23 protein-coding genes are annotated in these 17664 nt (G+C 33.8%); 2 read left to right on the forward strand and 21 right to left on the reverse strand.

What is annotated here, in order from left to right; translation table 11 throughout:
• Window positions 1-14: 14 nt before the first annotated feature.
• From CC89_RS12130 to CC89_RS12160, 7 genes are all read right to left on the reverse strand, one after another.
• Window positions 15-1637, reverse strand: a complete 1623-nt coding sequence (locus tag CC89_RS12130; protein ID WP_035292455.1) for a Na/Pi cotransporter family protein — start codon at window positions 1635-1637, stop codon at window positions 15-17.
• Window positions 1638-2151: 514 nt separating this feature from the next.
• Window positions 2152-2820 carry a P-II family nitrogen regulator gene (locus CC89_RS12135; protein WP_035292457.1) on the reverse strand — a complete coding sequence of 223 codons (669 nt, stop codon included), beginning with the start codon at window positions 2818-2820 and terminating at the stop codon, window positions 2152-2154.
• On the reverse strand, window positions 2810-4300 hold the full coding sequence (locus CC89_RS12140; RefSeq protein WP_035292460.1) for a DUF1538 domain-containing protein: 1491 nt from the start codon (window positions 4298-4300) through the stop codon (window positions 2810-2812). The genes CC89_RS12135 and CC89_RS12140 overlap by 11 nt, the downstream gene beginning before the upstream one ends.
• Window positions 4301-4376: 76 nt before the next feature.
• Window positions 4377-4622, reverse strand: a complete 246-nt coding sequence (locus tag CC89_RS12145; RefSeq protein WP_035292462.1) for a single-stranded DNA-binding protein — start codon at window positions 4620-4622, stop codon at window positions 4377-4379.
• A 148-nt stretch (window positions 4623-4770) separates the two neighbouring features.
• The gene (locus CC89_RS12150; protein ID WP_035292464.1) at window positions 4771-6147 is read right to left on the reverse strand and encodes a plasmid recombination protein; all 1377 of its coding nucleotides are present in this window, start codon (window positions 6145-6147) and stop codon (window positions 4771-4773) included.
• A gap of 225 nt (window positions 6148-6372) precedes the next feature.
• Window positions 6373-7374 carry an AAA family ATPase gene (locus CC89_RS12155; RefSeq protein ID WP_035292467.1) on the reverse strand — a complete coding sequence of 334 codons (1002 nt, stop codon included), beginning with the start codon at window positions 7372-7374 and terminating at the stop codon, window positions 6373-6375.
• 189 nt (window positions 7375-7563) lie between these two features.
• Window positions 7564-7806, reverse strand: coding sequence for a hypothetical protein (locus CC89_RS12160; protein WP_035292468.1), 243 nt, complete (start codon window positions 7804-7806; stop codon window positions 7564-7566).
• Between the two features lie 207 nt (window positions 7807-8013).
• On the opposite strand from CC89_RS12160, the gene CC89_RS12165 reads away from it, so the two are divergent.
• Together CC89_RS12165 and CC89_RS12170 are read left to right on the forward strand one after the other, a co-directional pair.
• Window positions 8014-8445: a helix-turn-helix domain-containing protein gene (locus CC89_RS12165; RefSeq protein WP_035292469.1), complete on the forward strand. Its 432-nt coding sequence runs from the start codon at window positions 8014-8016 to the stop codon at window positions 8443-8445.
• A 74-nt stretch (window positions 8446-8519) separates the two neighbouring features.
• Entirely contained in the window at window positions 8520-9575 is a 1056-nt protein-coding gene (locus CC89_RS12170; protein ID WP_035292471.1) for a tyrosine-type recombinase/integrase, read from the forward strand.
• Between the two features lie 216 nt (window positions 9576-9791).
• On the opposite strand, the gene rpsI is transcribed toward CC89_RS12170, so the two are convergent.
• The 14 genes from rpsI to CC89_RS12240 all read right to left on the reverse strand — a co-directional run bounded on the left by rpsI (window position 9792) and on the right by CC89_RS12240 (window position 17654).
• Window positions 9792-10184 carry a 30S ribosomal protein S9 gene (gene rpsI, locus CC89_RS12175; RefSeq protein WP_035292473.1) on the reverse strand — a complete coding sequence of 131 codons (393 nt, stop codon included), beginning with the start codon at window positions 10182-10184 and terminating at the stop codon, window positions 9792-9794.
• Window positions 10185-10208: 24 nt separating this feature from the next.
• Window positions 10209-10643 (reverse strand): 50S ribosomal protein L13, encoded by a 435-nt coding sequence (gene rplM / locus CC89_RS12180; protein WP_035292475.1) that lies wholly within the window; start codon window positions 10641-10643, stop codon window positions 10209-10211.
• 147 nt (window positions 10644-10790) lie between these two features.
• Window positions 10791-11525 carry a tRNA pseudouridine(38-40) synthase TruA gene (gene truA, locus CC89_RS12185; protein ID WP_035292477.1) on the reverse strand — a complete coding sequence of 245 codons (735 nt, stop codon included), beginning with the start codon at window positions 11523-11525 and terminating at the stop codon, window positions 10791-10793.
• A complete protein-coding gene (locus CC89_RS12190) occupies window positions 11525-12328 on the reverse strand; it encodes an energy-coupling factor transporter transmembrane component T family protein (RefSeq protein ID WP_035292478.1) in 804 nt (267 codons plus the stop codon). Before CC89_RS12190 ends, truA begins: the two co-directional genes overlap by 1 nt.
• The gene (locus CC89_RS12195) at window positions 12321-13184 is read right to left on the reverse strand and encodes an energy-coupling factor transporter ATPase (protein ID WP_035292481.1); all 864 of its coding nucleotides are present in this window, start codon (window positions 13182-13184) and stop codon (window positions 12321-12323) included. The genes CC89_RS12190 and CC89_RS12195 overlap by 8 nt, the downstream gene beginning before the upstream one ends.
• Window positions 13169-14017: an energy-coupling factor transporter ATPase gene (locus CC89_RS12200; protein ID WP_035292483.1), complete on the reverse strand. Its 849-nt coding sequence runs from the start codon at window positions 14015-14017 to the stop codon at window positions 13169-13171. The genes CC89_RS12195 and CC89_RS12200 overlap by 16 nt, the downstream gene beginning before the upstream one ends.
• Window positions 14018-14126: 109 nt before the next feature.
• The gene (gene rplQ, locus CC89_RS12205) at window positions 14127-14468 is read right to left on the reverse strand and encodes a 50S ribosomal protein L17 (RefSeq protein WP_035292485.1); all 342 of its coding nucleotides are present in this window, start codon (window positions 14466-14468) and stop codon (window positions 14127-14129) included.
• A 12-nt stretch (window positions 14469-14480) separates the two neighbouring features.
• Entirely contained in the window at window positions 14481-15428 is a 948-nt protein-coding gene (locus CC89_RS12210) for a DNA-directed RNA polymerase subunit alpha (protein ID WP_035292488.1), read from the reverse strand.
• Between the two features lie 75 nt (window positions 15429-15503).
• Window positions 15504-16124 (reverse strand): 30S ribosomal protein S4, encoded by a 621-nt coding sequence (gene rpsD / locus CC89_RS12215; protein WP_035292490.1) that lies wholly within the window; start codon window positions 16122-16124, stop codon window positions 15504-15506.
• Window positions 16125-16152: 28 nt separating this feature from the next.
• Window positions 16153-16548, reverse strand: a complete 396-nt coding sequence (gene rpsK, locus CC89_RS12220; RefSeq protein WP_035292493.1) for a 30S ribosomal protein S11 — start codon at window positions 16546-16548, stop codon at window positions 16153-16155.
• 22 nt (window positions 16549-16570) lie between these two features.
• Complete coding sequence (rpsM, locus tag CC89_RS12225; protein ID WP_035292494.1) at window positions 16571-16939, reverse strand: 30S ribosomal protein S13; 369 nt, start codon at window positions 16937-16939, stop codon at window positions 16571-16573.
• Window positions 16940-17016: 77 nt separating this feature from the next.
• Window positions 17017-17130, reverse strand: coding sequence for a 50S ribosomal protein L36 (rpmJ, locus tag CC89_RS12230; RefSeq protein WP_003373491.1), 114 nt, complete (start codon window positions 17128-17130; stop codon window positions 17017-17019).
• Between the two features lie 16 nt (window positions 17131-17146).
• Entirely contained in the window at window positions 17147-17365 is a 219-nt protein-coding gene (gene infA, locus CC89_RS12235; protein WP_035292496.1) for a translation initiation factor IF-1, read from the reverse strand.
• 7 nt (window positions 17366-17372) lie between these two features.
• The gene (locus CC89_RS12240) at window positions 17373-17654 is read right to left on the reverse strand and encodes a KOW domain-containing RNA-binding protein (protein WP_035292499.1); all 282 of its coding nucleotides are present in this window, start codon (window positions 17652-17654) and stop codon (window positions 17373-17375) included.
• Window positions 17655-17664 lie beyond the last annotated feature (10 nt).

Below are 17664 nucleotides of genomic sequence, written 5' to 3' on the forward strand. Positions count from 1 at the left end.
AAAATTCAATATTTTTACTTATATATGTTTAGAACTGCTTGTGCTAGGTTAGTAGAGTGATCTCCTATTCTTTCAAAGTTACTTATTATATCTAAGAATATAGCTCCACCTGTAGCATTACATATTTCCTCATTAAGTCTTTTTATATGTGATGCTCTTAATTCCTTTTCCATAGAATCTATCTTTTCTTCTATACTCAATACTTTTTTAGCAGCTTCTATATCTCTATTTTCTATACTAACTATACTGCCATTTAATGCATTTATTATTTCATTAAACATGCCCTGTAACTCTTCTTCTGCTCCCTTTGAAAACTTAATGCCTTTTTGTATTTTTTCACTGGTTAAATCTGCAACATTTTCAGCATGGTCACCTATACGTTCTATGTCGTTTACCATATGGAACATTGATGTTACAATATCTAATTGATCTTCAGACAACTGCTCTTTAGATAATTTTACTAAGAAAGTAGTTATCTCATCTTCTAATAAATTTATTAATTTTTCATTTTCATATACCTTTTTAACCAAAGCCTCATTGCTATTTCTAAAAGCTTCCATAGAAATTTCCAAATTATCTTTAGCTTTATTTGCCATTCTTATTAATTCTTTTGTAGTTTGACCAACTGCTATAACAGGTGTTTCCAATAATCTATCATCTATATATTTAGGCTTCATAGGTTCTTTCTCATCTTCGCCTGGTATTATTTTATTAACTAGTGCTACAAGATATTTTATAAATGGTGCCATTAATATAGTATTAACTATATTAAATACTGTATGAGCATTGGCTATTTGTCTCTTAACTACTTCTGCTCCTAAAGGAGTGATATTTTTTATAAGTGCCACAAAAGGATAAGTAAATGGTAAGAATATCAAAGTTCCTATTAAGTTAAAAAATAAATGAATTAGTGCTGCTTTTCTTGCTGTCTTTGAAGTTCCTACACTGGCTAGTAATGCTGTTACACATGTACCTATATTGTTACCAAATAGTATTGGCACTGCAGCTTCTAATGGTACTCCCCCTGTGGATGCTAGTACAATAAGTATAGCTGTAGTTGCAGAAGAACTTTGCACTACGGCAGTCATTAGAAGTCCTGTAAGCACACCTAAGAATATATTTCCTTTAAGCGTTCCCATTAAACTTACAAAAGCTGGTGCTTCAGCAATTGGTTCCATTGCTACTTTCATTAATTCCATTCCAGAAAATAAAATACCAAAACCTAATATAATATTTCCTATTTCTCTACTCTTTTTAGCTTTAGAAAATAATACAATTCCAGCTCCTATTCCTATAAAAATAGGCGCTATAGCATCTAATTTAAATGCTATTATTTGTGCTGTAATTGTGGTTCCTATATTAGCTCCCATTATTACTGCTGCTGCTTGATATAAATTCATAAGTCCAGCGTTAACAAATCCAACCACCATTACTGTAGTTGCACTACTACTTTGAATTACAGCTGTAACCAAAGCTCCTGTCATAATTCCCTTTACTGGGTTGGAAGTTATTTTTTCGAAAAATACTTTAAGTTTTTCTCCAGATGCATTTTCAAGTCCATCACCCATAAGTTTCATACCATAAAGGAACATTCCAAGTCCACCCATGAGTCCAATAATTATATTGACAATACTCATACTCTACCTCCACTTACTTAATATTAATTTTATATTAATAAGTAATTAAATATTTACACCATTTTAAATAATACTACAAAAATTACGATTTAGTAACAATTTTATTAATTATTTAACATTGATTTAACATTAAACTATAAACTATTTAAGCTTACATATTATCACTATCCATCCCTATATTTGCCCATTATTTCAAGTTATATACTGTATTTAATCTTACATAGTAAGTAGATTTAATTTATTTTGCATAATTTTTTAAAACCTTTTTTGATTTATTCTATAAAAAAAAGAGAGGTATATACCTCTCTTTCCATATATCTGTATAAAATACTATCTCTTTGGTAACCGTTTAAGAGCTTGAAAAGCCCGTAAATACAAGCTTTGTAATAATCAATGTTGCACACACGTTTCACACCCAGAGCATTTTATTACGTCTCAGAACTTCTCTGTTATCAGAATTATTTTGAGTCCCATTTATGCAGTATCTGTCAACAACTGATAATATAGATGCATTTTATTTGAAAATACCATATGTCTTGGTTATATCCTGAACATAAATAATACCTTTTCCAGGTTCATCAATCTTTAATTTTTCTCTTATTACAGATATTATAGACTCTGTCATATCTACTTCTGAAACTATAATTACAATTTCCTTTTCTGGTTCAACATCCATGGAAAACAATTTACTTGTTTCGTGAATTCCAGAACCTCTTCCATTAACAATGGTACCTCCTTTGGAGCCTGCCGTAATTGCTGCCTCTATAACATCTTCGGCTTTTCCTTTATCAACAATGATAGTAATTACTTGATACATCGTATTATCTTCACCTCTCTCAATTTTCACATTATCACATTTACACTTTCTCATTCCCGCAGTAGCACAAATGGATGTTGTAAATGCAATCCCATGGTTTGGCTTATCTAACTTATATTCAAGATTAACTATATCCAATACTCGATACGCAGTTTCTTTATCTGCAACCATATATATAATTTCTTTTCCTATATCAGAAAGACCTAAATAATCCCATATGCGGTTGTTTGCGGTTCCTCTTGCTAATGTTATAGTTCCACCACAAATTCCATGTTTTTTGAATGTTTTTAATATCTTACTTCCCGTACCTAAATTAACTATTACACATATTAACTCCATCTCCATAATCTCAGTTTTACTGTCCATTATTTTCAAATCCCCCTTTCTTAGACTTAATCTTAAAAATTAATCCTAAAATTTGCAACGCTATTAACGGTGTCATAGCAACCATAGCTATTACTCCAAATCCATCCACTAAAACGTTTGCTCCTTCCACTGCTTCTGCTGCCCCCTGTGTATAAGCCAATATAAATGTAGCCGTCATGGGTCCTGACGCAACTCCCCCAGAGTCAAATGCAATACCTACGAATAGTTTTGGTGCAAAATAACTCAATGCAATTGATAATAAATATCCAGGAAGAAGATATTGCCATAGTTGCAACTCTGGAATTAGTATACGTATCACAGATAACGCAACCGCTATACCGACACCTATTGCCAAAGCAAACATAACAACACTTCTCTTTACATATCCGCTAGTAACACCCTCAATCTGATGTGTCAATACATAAACTGCTGGTTCTGCAAGTATTGTTACCACACCGAGTATAAAACCAACAAGTATAACATAAATTTTATTATCTAATGTAGCTATACTATATCCTATGATACTTCCAGCATCCATAAATCCAGCATTTACACCAACTAAAAATATAACCAATCCTATAAATGTAAACAGTACACCAAATAAGATCTTTCTCACCTCTCTCTTTGGCAATTTAAAAGATATTTTTTGAAAAGCAAGAAATAATACTAAGATAGGGAGTAATGCTATAATTACTTCAGTCCCTACTTTAGAAAATTCATGAATAAATGGCGCTATAATAGATTCGGAAATTCCATCTGCTTCAAGATTCCCCGTGATTTCATCCGTTTTTGATATAATACTCATAATCATTACAGATATAATCGCTCCTGTTGATGCAATGGCTACTAGCCCAAAACTATCTTTTTCTGATGCTTTACTATCTTTTTTTAATTTTGAAACACCAATTGCCAGTGCCAGAATAAAAGGTACTGTCAATGCTCCGGTTGTTGCACCCGAGGCATCAAATGATATTGCCAAAAACTCGCGTGAGGTTATGCAAGCAAGTATGAAAATGATGCTGTATATTATTGTTAATAATTTGTATAATGGAAAATTGTAAACGATTCTACCTAGACCTACCGCAAGCATGATTGCTATCCCTATAGATACAATCACTACGATACTTCCTTTTGATATTAAACCTGACGAAACGGAATCAACCTGTCCTGCTAAAATATGAAGATCCGGTTCTGCAACTGATATAAAAAAACCAAGTATTAAGCCAGCAATTACTACTAACCACAATTTATTAGTCTTAGCAAGCGCTCCGCCCATATTATTTCCTATTGGTGTAATTCCAATATCAACTCCAATTAGAAATATTGTTAAACCAATTATAAGAAATAAAGCACCTATCAAAAACCTTATAAATATTGGTGTTTCAAGAGGAGTTAACGTATAATTCAGTATTAACACAATTATTGTAATTGGAATTACGGATAATAATACTTCTTTAAATTTAGAAATTAATACACTCAAATATTTTCCATCCTTTCTTAATATATGTTAAACATATTATCTGCATATCTATCAGCAACAGATTAAATTGAAGATCTCATGAACTATATCTTGTTTTTTTATACTGTTGCTGGTGAGATGATGTTTTTTCAATTGCATAAAGATGACTTTTCCCTTGATTTACATAATTCAAGAACAAAGTTCCTAATAGAAGTCTGTCCTTCACTGCAATTCTATTCCATACATATCCCTTAAACAAATCCTTCACTAAGAATATCTCATCTTCATCCAAATTTTCAGTTTCTTTCACAGCTTCGTCTAATAATTCATTTACGTTAAACATAAGACTCCTCCTTCTCTACATCATTATAAAGCATGTTGTTAACACTATTGTATATGTGATGCGAAAATATGTCAACTTTTAAAAATACAGATATGCAATCTTATGCTAAAATACCCCAGATTTTTTTCTGAGGTACTTTACTTTTTTATTACCTTCTTCTATACCTCCTGTAAATCTCATCCTGCATTACTTTCATCTGCTGTTCTACCACATCTATATTCTCGGCCAACTGATTCAGCGTCCCAATTCGATTCTCTGAACAAATCTCATCCTTTAAATTCTCTGCCCTGTATATCGCCTTTGTGTCTACATTGCGAAATGCTTCTAACATGTAATTATATCCACCCGGATCATCTCGAAATACTGGAGCAACTTCTCCTTTGCTTGTATTCCATCTCATCAGTCGAGGGAACCAGCAGAATCCTTCCTGTACTATTTCCTTAAAGGATAATAGTAACTGTCCTAGTGTTGATAGGAAACTTCGAAAAGAGTTTCCGGCAGTAATGTTTCCTCCCTTTTCTACTGTATTTGCAAATTCCTCAATATCTGGTTGTAGAGGTAAATAAGAATGAATCATTTGCTTTACAACATCTAGTAATTCCAGAAAAGAACATTTTTGTTTTAATTCTTCATCCGTAATTTCCAGCACCCACTTCTTTGTTTCCAGCTGTGTATCCAGTGATTCAACCATCTTCTTTTTATCCGTCAGTTCTGATTGGATTTCTTCATCCATTTCATCATATTGGAGTTTCAAATCAGTTAATTTCTGTCTAGCTGAATCAACTGAGGTTTCTAGTATCTGCTTCTCTGATTCCATCTTTTGAAGATTTTGAAGCTCCTGTTGTACCTTATACTCTGCTACCGACAAATCATGATTCCTGCCTTTTTTCTTATCCCCAATTATTTCATGAATGTTATATCTAAAGCAGGATCTTGCTTCTTCTCGAAGTTTATCTTGTAGTACAACCGACAAGGTTGATGGTGTAAATACATTTCGTTTTGAAACCTTCTTTGACAATCCTTTCTTTGTACCTCTCCATACAGGAACTCCTACCACGTGCATATGTGGACTAGCTTCATCAAAGTGAATTACAGCGTTGGCTACTTTGAAATCTGGCAGAAACTCTTGTAATCTGGAAAGTACATATCGGTAAACATTGTACATTCTATCTTTACTATCTTCATGCTCTTCCCAAAACTCCTTATCCCCACATTGGAAAATAATTTCAACTGCCATATCCTGATCCAGTTTTGCAACATGTTCAAAATAATCATCAATTCTTCGTTCTGGTCGTCTTTGCTTTTCGTTGTATTCTCGGACGGCTTCGTCAAATTCTTGCTGGTAAATATTTCTTACATCCTGATATAGATTATCAGTTCCTTCTAGTAGTATAATATTTTCAGAACTGTAACCATCGGATTTGTATTTACGAAGATTATGCTTTGCCACTCCTTGCAATTTACTCTTACTTGTAATTGCACTTTTACCATTACTGATATGTGCTGAATAGGAAACGCTACCCATAGATGTTCTCCTCCTTTATCTGTTGTTCCGCCGGAGAAATGCTTGTTATCATCTTAGCCTTGCCGAAGATGATAACCCCCTAGCAGTTTTGGCAAGCCATAACTGCGGTGGCTCTCCGAGGGTTATATTGCTACTCGCAAGAGTTTAATAGTCTGTTTCTTTAGGATTGCAAATTCTAAACTCTTTTCAAGAATTTAGAATCCGCTTTTCCTAGAAGATAGACTGTTAAACTCTTTTCTTCGGCATACTCCATATCCAATATTGTTTACCGTCCGACTGCTTTCTTTTATCTGCTATAATTCCCAATTTCTTCTTTGCTGCTAGTAAGGTATTCCGTTTAATTCCCTGACTAGCTGCATCTTCTTCAATCTGATTAGAAGAGACTTCGGATACGGTCTTGAAATACTCTGTGATAAAAGAAATCGCTATATCGAACTTCTTTTTCCCTCTCCCCTCCTGTCCACTTAGCAATTCATCTACGGTTATGTCATAAGCTCCAATACACTCAAATCCATTACCTTCTACTAATTCAAATCCTATAGCATCTCCAGCTGGTGCCAGACTTGATTTATCTTGTGCCATAATTCTGATGTTTGGTTTATCTTTAAGCCTTGCTACTAGAAGGACGCTTCTAGCAGTTGCCTGAATATCAATTGACCCAAGTCCCCGGTACGTTGATTTTGTGCCCGATGCCTTGTTCATGTGACCGATAAGAATAATGGCACATTGATATTTGTCTGCAATCGCTCCCAATCTTTTAAGTACTGGACGGATTTCGTTTGCTCTGTGCATATCTACCGTTGCACCGATATATGCCTGAATTGGATCTAGGATAATTAGCTTCGCCTTTGTCTCAATGATTGCTTGCTCCAATCGTTCATCACTCATGGTCAGCTCTTTTTCCGATTCATCAATGACTCGGATTTTGGAACAATCCGCTCCAGCCTGTTCCAATCTCGGCTTTATCGTATCCTCAAGTCCATCCTCTGCTGTCTGATAGATTACCGACATTGGTTCATATGGAACATCATCCGTACAGGGAAGTGGTAATCCCTTACTTAGTAGTGCTGCGATCTTAAGTATTAAGGTTGTCTTACCCTCCCCCGGATCTCCTTCAATTACGGTAATCTTTCCAAACGGAATATATGGATACCATAGCCAACTGACTTCTTTTGATATCACGTCCTCCATATGGATTAACTTTAATTCTGTCTTTGTTTCGTTCATTGCTATTTCCTCCTGTTATGTGTCCAAATGTTCTGTTTGTCAGTAGCAGGAGCTAATGATATAATCATACTTGTGAGATAAGATAATCGTTAGCTCTGCTACAATTATCTTCTAGTCCTGACCCTGCACGGTTAGGACTTTTTTGTTTTATCACCCTCATGGCAACCACCTCCTTTCCTTTGTCTACGGTTACACTGCCATTTCTACCGGTCTGAAGTATCCTGTCTCTTCCCAAACCTTTCGATCTGGGCAGTAGTAGTTAAATTCTTTGGAATCTTCTAGTTTCAGAACATATCCGAAATTCAGAATTCCCTGTTGTAACCCTACCCTGACATACTGTGGATCTTTCCCAATCGCTTTCGCAATCTCTATGATTGGAACATTCCTTCCGGTAAATGGCGGAAGTTCTACTTGATAAATCTTTTCCGCCATAGATATCACCCCCTGTAATTCTATTAGAGCATTTCTTGCTCTGTTTATGTTGTGTATTATACAGACCTTTTATTGCTCTGTCAATAGTTTTAAATTTAATGTTTACTTTCTCATTTTAGTATGTTATATTCTTACTATAGTAGCAAAGTTCGAACATATGTATCAGACATTGCGAAAATGCCTATTCAGGCAGAATGGAGGTCAATCATGACTACAGGTAAAAAAATTAAGTTAATCCGTACATTTCGTGGATTAACACAAAAAGAGTTGGGAGATAAAGCAGGGATTCATGAAGTTGCTATCCGCAAATATGAATTAGGTAAAAACACCCCAAAGCCAGACCAGTTACGTAAGATTGCAGATGCACTCAATGTAAATGTCAATTCACTTGCTGAATTTGATATACAGGCAGATGGGGATGTATTACCTTTACTATTTGCTATTGATGAAGTATTTGATGTGAAATTAAGAGACTTGAATGGAGAACCAGGTATTTTCTTTGAAGATAAGAGCCTTATCCAGTTTCTAAAAGACTGGCAGGCTATGAAAGAATTATTGGAATCTGGTAGTCAGACGAATGACAATTATGATATTTGGAAGACAATCAGACCAAGTGTTACCAAGGTCATTCATGATTAGTGATATCCATTTTTACTACGGTATTATTCTGCATTGCAGATTTTACAAATAAATATACGAAAGGAATGGTGCGAATGAAGTTACCAAATGGCTACGGAAGTGTGACAAAGCTTTCCGGAAAACGCCGAAATCCTTACGCTGTCAAAAAATCCGTTGGTTGGCATTATGACAAAGCGAAGGATAAACAAGTAAGAGATTACATTATTATCGGATATGCCCCAACCAAGGCAGAAGGACTACAGATGCTTGCCGATTATAACAAGAATCCTTTTGATCTTAAAGCTGCTAAGATGACCTTTTCCGATGTTTACGAAGAATGGTCAAAGCGAAAATATGCATCTGTATCAGAATCCAATGTAAAGGGTTATATTGCCTCCTATAAGGCTTGCAGTTCACTTTACAACAAAGTATTTAAAGATTTGAAACTGGTTGACTTGCAAGAAGTTATTGATACCTGTGGAAAGAATTTTCCAACCTTAAAGAAGATAAAAGTCCTCTTTAATCAGCTGTATGACTTCGCATTGAAAAACGATATTTGCAACAAGGATTATTCTTCTTTTGTGGATATTCTTCAATACAAAGACCGTAATCCAAACAAGTATGACCGTAACAAATTTGACAAAGAAGAAATTACCCGAATATGGGAACAGAAAGAGGACAAGTATTATCAGATTATCCTTATGCTCTTGTATAACGGAGTTCGAATTTCTGAATTATTGGACTTGAAGAAGGAGAATGTTCATCTAGATGAGCAATACTTTGATGTAATCAGTAGTAAGACAGAGAATGGTATCCGTAAAGTACCAATAGCCGATAAAGTCCTTCCTTTCTATCAGTCATGGTTTGATTCTTTACCTGATTGCGAATACCTGCTTCATACGGAAGATGGTAAGCACTTTAAGTACAGGAATTATTATGACAGCTACTTCCAGCCTTTGATGGAACAGCTAAAGATTGACCGTACACCTCACTGTTGTAGACATACCTGTATATCTATGTTAGCGGAAGCTGGTGTAGATCAGACGATTATCAAAAAGATTGTAGGGCACTCTGGGGCAATGACACTGACAGAGAAAGTTTATACTCACTTTGATATTAAGGAGCTAGTCGATGCGATTAATAAGATATAACGAGAACGGAAAGGAAAGTCCTATCAAAAAGAAAAGGACACTTTCCAGCAAATCGCTTCACTGAAAAATGTCCTACTATTATTTCTAATGTTTTTGTTGCACACCTGTTGCAAACGTGTTGCACACGGAGTAATTTCCAGTGCGTTTGACAACATTCCACAACGTCTGTAATCCTTGTAAAATCGGGCTTTTCTTGATAAATGCGTTGACCGCTTTTTATCTCTTTGAGAATTGTGGAGCTCTTCTTGCTTTTTTAAGACCATATTTCTTTCTTTCTTTCATTCTTGGGTCTCTTGTTATGAATCCAGCTTTCTTAAGTTCTGGTTTCAAGTTTTCATCAACTTTTACCAAAGCTCTTGATATACCATGTCTTATTGCTCCAGCTTGACCTGTAAATCCACCACCATGTACATTAACTAATACATCATATTTTTCTTTTGTTCCAGTTAATACTAGTGGTTGGTTTACTATAAATTTTAAAGTATCTAATCCAAAGTAATCATCCATGTCTCTTTTATTTACAGTTACTTTACCTTCTCCTGGTACAAGTATAACTCTTGCTATTGATTTTTTTCTTCTTCCTGTTCCCTGATATTGAACCTTAGCCATTTCATATCCTCCTTCCGCTTCCAATTAGTATCTTAATTCTAATACTTCTGGTTTTTGAGCTTGATTATCGTGCTCTTCGCCTCTGTATACTTTTAATTTAGTTAGCATTTGACGACCTAATGGACCGCTTGGAAGCATTCTTCTAACAGCTTCTTGAAAAACAAATTCTGGTTTTTTAGCTATTGCATCTTTGTATGGTATTTCCTTTAATCCACCTGGATATAATGAATGGTGTCTTAACATTTTTTGCTCAAGTTTCTTTCCTGTTAAAAGAATCTTGTCAGCGTTTAAAACTATTACATAATCTCCTGTATCAACATTAGGAGTATATGTAGGTTTATTTTTTCCTCTTAATATTGATGCTATTTGGCTAGCAGCTCTACCTAGTGGTTTTCCTGCTACATCTATTACATACCATTTTCTTTCAACTTCTTGCGGTTTTGCAATATATGATTTCATCATTTTCCCTCCCTAAAAAGTCTTCTTGTTGTATTTCGTTCTATCATGAAGATCCGGGGCTAGTGGATCTTATATGCAATACAAACTTCTTATATTATAATACATTCTCCCGGGCGTGTCAACGACTATATGCTCTATAAATAATTTTTAATAAAAAACTTCTTCAAGACATAATCCACAAGCTGGTACGACTTTTCCTGCTTTTGTTCTATCTTTACTATCTATTATTTTTTTCACATATTCCGGCTCAATCTTTCCTGTTCCAACCTCCAATAAAGTTCCTACTATTATTCTAACCATATTGTATAAAAACCCATCTGCTGAAACAGCTATTTTAATTATATTTTCTTCCCGATTAATATATAATTCATTTATATTTCTTATAGAAGTTTTTACTGAACTGCCTTTTGTTTTAAAGGCTGAAAAGTCATGAGTTCCTACTATATATTTACATGCCTGTTCCATTTTATCTAGCTGCAATTCTTTAGAAAAACTATACATATAATTTCTATAGATGGCACAAGGTTGTTTTCTATTATATATAGTATAGATATACTTTTTTCCCTTACTCTTATATCTAGCATGAAAATCCTCTGAAACTTCTTTAGATTCTAATATAACTATATCCTTAGGTAACTTAGCATTTAACGCTTCCCTAAACTTTTCAGACGGTACTGTGCTATTTGTAAAAAAGTTAGCCACATATGCTTTTGCATGAACTCCTGTATCTGTTCTACTACAACCTATCAACTTTATTTTTTCTTTAGTTAAAGAAGCTATAGCCTCTTCTAAAGTTCCCTCCACCGTTGTTCTATCCTTTTGCACTTGCCATCCAAAATAATTTGTTCCATCATATTCTATCTTAATTTTGATATTTTTCATTACCAAAATCTACTCCATACAGATATAATAACCAAAACACCAGTAACTACAGATGCTACAGAATCTCTATAAGTAAGTTTTAGTTGTTTCATTCTAGTCCTACCTTCTCCGCCTCTATAGCATCTAGCTTCCATAGCCATAGCCAGCTCATCTGCTCTTCTAAAAGAACTTATGAATAAAGGTACTAAAAGTGGTATAAGATTTTTTGCCTTATCAATTATTCCTCCTGATTCAAAATCAGCGCCTCTTGCCATTTGAGCCTTCATTATTTTATCGGTTTCATCTATAAGTGTAGGGATAAATCTAAGAGCTATAGTCATCATCATAGCTAATTCATGGGCAGGTAAGCCTAATTTTTTAAAGGGATTTAATAATTTTTCTATTCCATCCGTAAGCTGTATGGGTGAAGTAGTTAAAGTTAGTAATGATGTACCTATTATTAAAAGTACTAGCCTTATTATCATAAAAGCAGCCAATCTCAATCCTTCACTATAAATCTTTATAAATTTCCATGCAAATAAAGGCTCCCCAGAACCCCTGGTCATGAACACATTTAATATTGCAGTAATCAATAAAAGTATAAAAATTGGTTTTATGCTTTTGTATATATAATTAAAGGATATTTTAGATATAATTATAGCCCCAAATATAAAAGCAACTACAAATATATATCCTTTAAAGTTTTTTACTATAAATAAATCTATTATAAATATAAAAGATATTAAGATTTTTACTCTTGGGTCCAGTTTATGCACAAAAGATTCCCCAGGTATGTATTGTCCTATACTGATATCCTTAATCATTTTCAGCACCTCTCAGTACTCTAAGAATTTCTCTTTTAGCTTGATCTATAGTAAAGACTTCATCTGATACATCCATACCCTTTTCTCTAAGCTTTAGCATTAAATAAGTTATTTGTGGAGCTGCTAATCCAACCTTTTCTAATACTTCTACATTTTTAAAAACTTCATTTGGTTTTCCATCTAGTATATTTTTACCTTTGTGCATAACAATAATTCTCTCTGCAACTTTAGCTACATCTTCCATACTGTGAGATACTAAAATTATTGTCATTTTGTATTCCTTGTGAAGAGCAATTATTTGGCCAAGAATTTCTTCTCTACCTTTTGGATCTAATCCGGCTGTTGGTTCGTCCAATATAAGAACTTTAGGCTCCATAGCCACAACTCCAGCTATAGCCACTCTTCTTTTTTGTCCGCCACTCAATTCGAATGGAGACTTATTTCTATACGTTTCATAATCTAATCCTACCATTTTCATGGCTCTTTTTACTCTGTTTTCTATTTCCTTTTCATCTAGCTTTAAATTCTTTGGCCCAAAGGCAATATCCTTTTCAATAGTTTCTTCAAAAAGTTGATATTCAGGATATTGAAATACAAGCCCCACTTTTTTTCTTATAAGACTTAATTTAACATCCTTACTTGCTATATCCGTACCATCTACTATTATTTTTCCACTAGACGGTTTTAAAAGTCCATTTATATGCTGAACCAAAGTTGACTTTCCTGAACCTGTATGACCAATTAAAGCTACAAATTCACCATCATTTATTTCTAATGAAACATCATCTAATGCCTTCTTTTCAAAAGGGCTATTAGGCATATATATGTGCATTAAATTCTCTATTTTAATTGACATAATCTACTCACCATCTCATTTATCGTTAATATATTAGTGTCTATGTTTATGCCACTCTTTTTCAATTCATAAGCTAATTCTGTTACTTGAGGAACATCAAGTCCCACTCTTTTCATGGTAGAAACATCACTAAAAATTTGGACTGGAGTACCTTCTTTTATTACTCTTCCTTCATCCATTATAATTACTCTATCTGCTTCTACTGCTTCTTCCATATAATGCGTTATTAATACTATTGTTATTCCATAATTTTTATTTATATCCTTTATTGTATTTACAACTTCTTTTCTTCCTGATGGGTCTAACATAGCAGTAGGTTCGTCAAATATTATACACTTTGGACTCATAGCTAATATACCTGCTATAGCAACTCTCTGCTTTTGACCACCAGATAAAAGATGTGGTGCATGATTTCTATAATCATACATATCTACTTTTTTTAGCGACTCTTCAACTCTTTTTCTTATCTCTTCCGGTTTTATTCCTATATTTTCTGGACCAAAAGCCACATCGTCTTCCACAATAGTGGCTACTAATTGATTGTCTGGATTTTGAAAAACCATTCCTGCAGTATTTCTTATTTTCCACAAAAAATCTTCATCTTTTGTGTCCATACCATTTACATACACTTTACCACTAGTAGGTAATAACAATGCATTCATATGCTTTGCTAATGTGGATTTTCCTGAACCATTATGGCCTAAAACAACTAAGAACTCGCCCTCTTTTATATTTAAATTCACTCCATTTATAGCTAGCTTTTTTATATTTTCATCACTACTTGCAGAATACTCAAAAGTTAAATTTTTACATTCAATCATATTAGCTTCCATTTCATGACTCCTTATCATTAGAGCTTATCTACTTATTTGCATATGTAACTATTCCCTTATATAGCAAAAGAGGGACTAAGCATTAAGAAACTTAATCCCTTATTTTATATTAAACTAGCTCTAGAATTACTACTTCTGCAGCGTCTCCTCTTCTTGGTCCTACTTTGTATATTCTTGTGTATCCACCATTTCTTTCAGCATACTTTGGTGCGATATCACTGAATAACTTTTCTACTACTTCTTTTTCTTGTACAAAAGTAGCTACTTGTCTTCTAGCATGTAGATCTCCTCTTTTAGCTAGAGTTATCATTTTTTCTGCTAGTTTTTTAGTTTCTTTAGCTCTTGTTTCAGTTGTTTCTATCTTTTCGCTCTTTAATAAGCTAGTAACTAAGTTTCTTAGCATTGCTCTTCTATGATCAGTTGGACGTCCCAACTTGCGATATCCTGCCATGTCTTTACCTCCTTACTCTTCGCTCTGTTTTAATTTCAAGCCTAAATCGTCTAATTTCTTCTGAACTTCCTCTAATGACTTTTTACCTAGATTTCTAACTTTCATCATATCATCCATGGTTCTTTCAGTTAACTCTTGCACTGTATTTATACCTGCTCTCTTCAAGCAGTTATAACTTCTTACAGATAAATCAAGCTCTTCTATAGTCATTTCAAGAACTTTTTCTTTTTTATCTTCTTCTTTTTCAACCATTATCTCCATGTCATCAGCATGATCTGTTAATGACATGAATAATTTAAAGTGTTCTATAAGTATTTTGGCTGAAAGACTTATTGCTTCCTCTGGTCTTATAGTACCATTAGTCCACAACTCTATAGTTAACTTATCGTAGTCTGTAATTTGGCCTACTCTTGTGTTTTCTACAGTGTAATTAACTCTTTTTACAGGAGTATATATTGAATCAACAGGAATAGTTGCTATAGGTAAATCTAATGATTTGTTTTTATTTTGAGACACATAGCCTCTTCCCCTATCAACATTTATCTCCATATGCAATCTTCCATTTTCATCTAAAGTTGCAATGTATAGATCTTTGTTAATTACTTCTACTGAACCATCAGTAATAATATCATCACCAGTAACCACACCTGGTCCTTTAGCATCAATATAAACTGTCTTCGGTCCATCTCCTGTCATCTTGAAAGCTAATCCCTTTATATTTAAGATTAGCTCAGTAACATCTTCTTTTACTCCTTTAACTGTGGAAAACTCATGTAGAACCTCATCAATTTTAACTGAGGTAGCAGCAACTCCTGGTAAGGAAGATAAAAGTATTCTCCTTAAGGAATTGCCAAGTGTAATACCATAACCTCTTTCTAATGGCTCTACAACAAATTTACCATAGATATTATCTTCAGAAATTTCCACGCACTCTATTTTTGGCTTTTCTATCTCTAACACTAGATAAACCCTCCTTTTTCTTTTAATAACGACCTTATATTGAGGGCAACTGATTTTACACGCATTTACAACCTATTATTTGCTGTATAACTCAACGATTAATGTTTCATTTACTGGTACATCAATGTCTTCTCTTGATGGAATAGCAACAACTTTTCCTTCTAGTTTTTCAGCATTAGCTTCTAACCATTTTGGTAAAGTTTTTGGGTTTTCAGCAAAAGTCTTGAATTTTTCAGTTCCTTTGCTCTTCTCACGTACAGATATAACATCATTAGCTGATACTATGTATGATGGAATATCTACTTTCTTGCCATTAACTAAGAAATGTCCATGAGTAACTAAAAGTCTAGCTTCTTTTCTTGAGCCCGCAAAACCTAATCTATATACTACGTTGTCTAATCTACTTTCAAGGATTACTAGTAAGTTTTCACCAGTGATTCCTCTCATTCTTTCAGCCTTTTCATATGTAATTCTGAATTGGCTTTCTAAAACACCATAGATTCTCTTTGCCTTTTGTTTCTCTCTTAATTGAACTCCATAGTTAGATAATTTCTTTCTACTTTGTCCATGCTGTCCTGGCGCATAGCTTCTTTTAGTGAATGGACACTTATCTGTATAACATTTATCTGATTTTAAGAATAACTTCATTCCTTCTCTTCTGCAAAGCTTGCAAGAAGCTCCAGTATATCTTGCCATTAAATTACACCTCCTATTACTGCTATAATTACACTCTTCTTCTTTTTGGTGGTCTACATCCGTTATGTGGTATTGGAGTAACATCTTTTATTAAAGATATCTCTAAACCAGCTGCTTGAAGTGATCTTATTGCAGCTTCTCTTCCTGAACCTGGTCCTTTTACGTATACTTCAATACTCTTTAATCCGTGTTCCATTGCTACTTTAGCTGCAGTTTCTGCTGCCATTTGAGCTGCAAATGGTGTACTCTTTCTTGATCCTCTAAATCCTAATCCACCTGCACTTGACCATGAAAGTGCATTTCCAACTGCATCTGTTATTGTAACAATTGAGTTGTTGAAAGTTGATTTTATATGTGCACAACCGTGCTCAATGTTTTTTCTTTCTTTTTTTCTTCTACTTCTTTTAACTTTTTGAGCTGCCATCCGTTTCGTCCCTCCTTACTTATTATTTTCTCTTGCTACCTGCTCCCTTTTTTGGACCTTTTCTTGTTCTAGCATTTGTCTTAGTTTTTTGTCCCCTTACTGGAAGACCTTTTCTATGTCTTATTCCTCTGTAACTTCCTATTTCCATTAATCTCTTAATGTTTAAAGCTACTTCTCTTCTTAAGTCACCTTCAACAGTTATATTCTTGTTTATATAATCTCTTAAAGCATTTACTTCTTCTTCACTTAAATCCTTAACTCTTGTATCAGAATTTACACCTGTTGATGCAAGTATTTTTTGTGAAGTTGAAAGACCGATTCCATAAATGTATGTTAGACCTATTTCAACTCTTTTATCTCTTGGTAGGTCAATTCCTGCTATTCTTGCCATCTAATTTTACACCTCCTAAGATTAATGACTTTCTATTACTTCGTAATATTTATTATATATTTATTTTAAAGTTATTACTAACCTTGTTTTTGCTTATGTTTTGGATTTTCACAAATAACCATTACTCTACCTTTTCTCTTTATAACCTTGCACTTTTCACAAATTGGTTTAACAGATGGTCTTACTTTCATTACTAACCCTCCTTACTTACTTTGCCCTCCAAGTAATTCTCCCACGAGTCAAATCGTATGGGGAAAGTTCCACTGTAACTTTATCACCTGGCAATATTCTTATAAAATTCATTCTTAGTTTACCTGATATATGAGCCAATATTTTGTGACCACTTTCAAGTTCAACTTCAAACATTGCATTAGGTAAAGCTTCTAAAACCGTACCTTGCATTTCTATAACATCTTGTTTTGACATAAGGTAATCAAACCTCCTCATTATCATCAATGGACTGTAGAAACTTTTTTATTTTTGAATTACTAACCTTATCACCATTTGCTAATAACTGAGTTATTTCTCCTGCAAAAGTGTTAGTTAAATTCAGATGTTTTATTTTCTTTTTTTTAGGATTTTCGATTTTTCTCAGATCCCCATCACATATGTTTACATATTGATGATTTATTACATCAACTATTATAAACTTTCTATCTGCATCTCTACCTGCTTTGGAAATAACTACTCGACCAATAAAACTTTTACTATCCAAATCTTTCACC

It is taken from the genome of Clostridium sp. KNHs214, assembly GCF_000744935.1.
Taxonomy (GTDB): domain Bacteria; phylum Bacillota; class Clostridia; order Clostridiales; family Clostridiaceae; genus Haloimpatiens.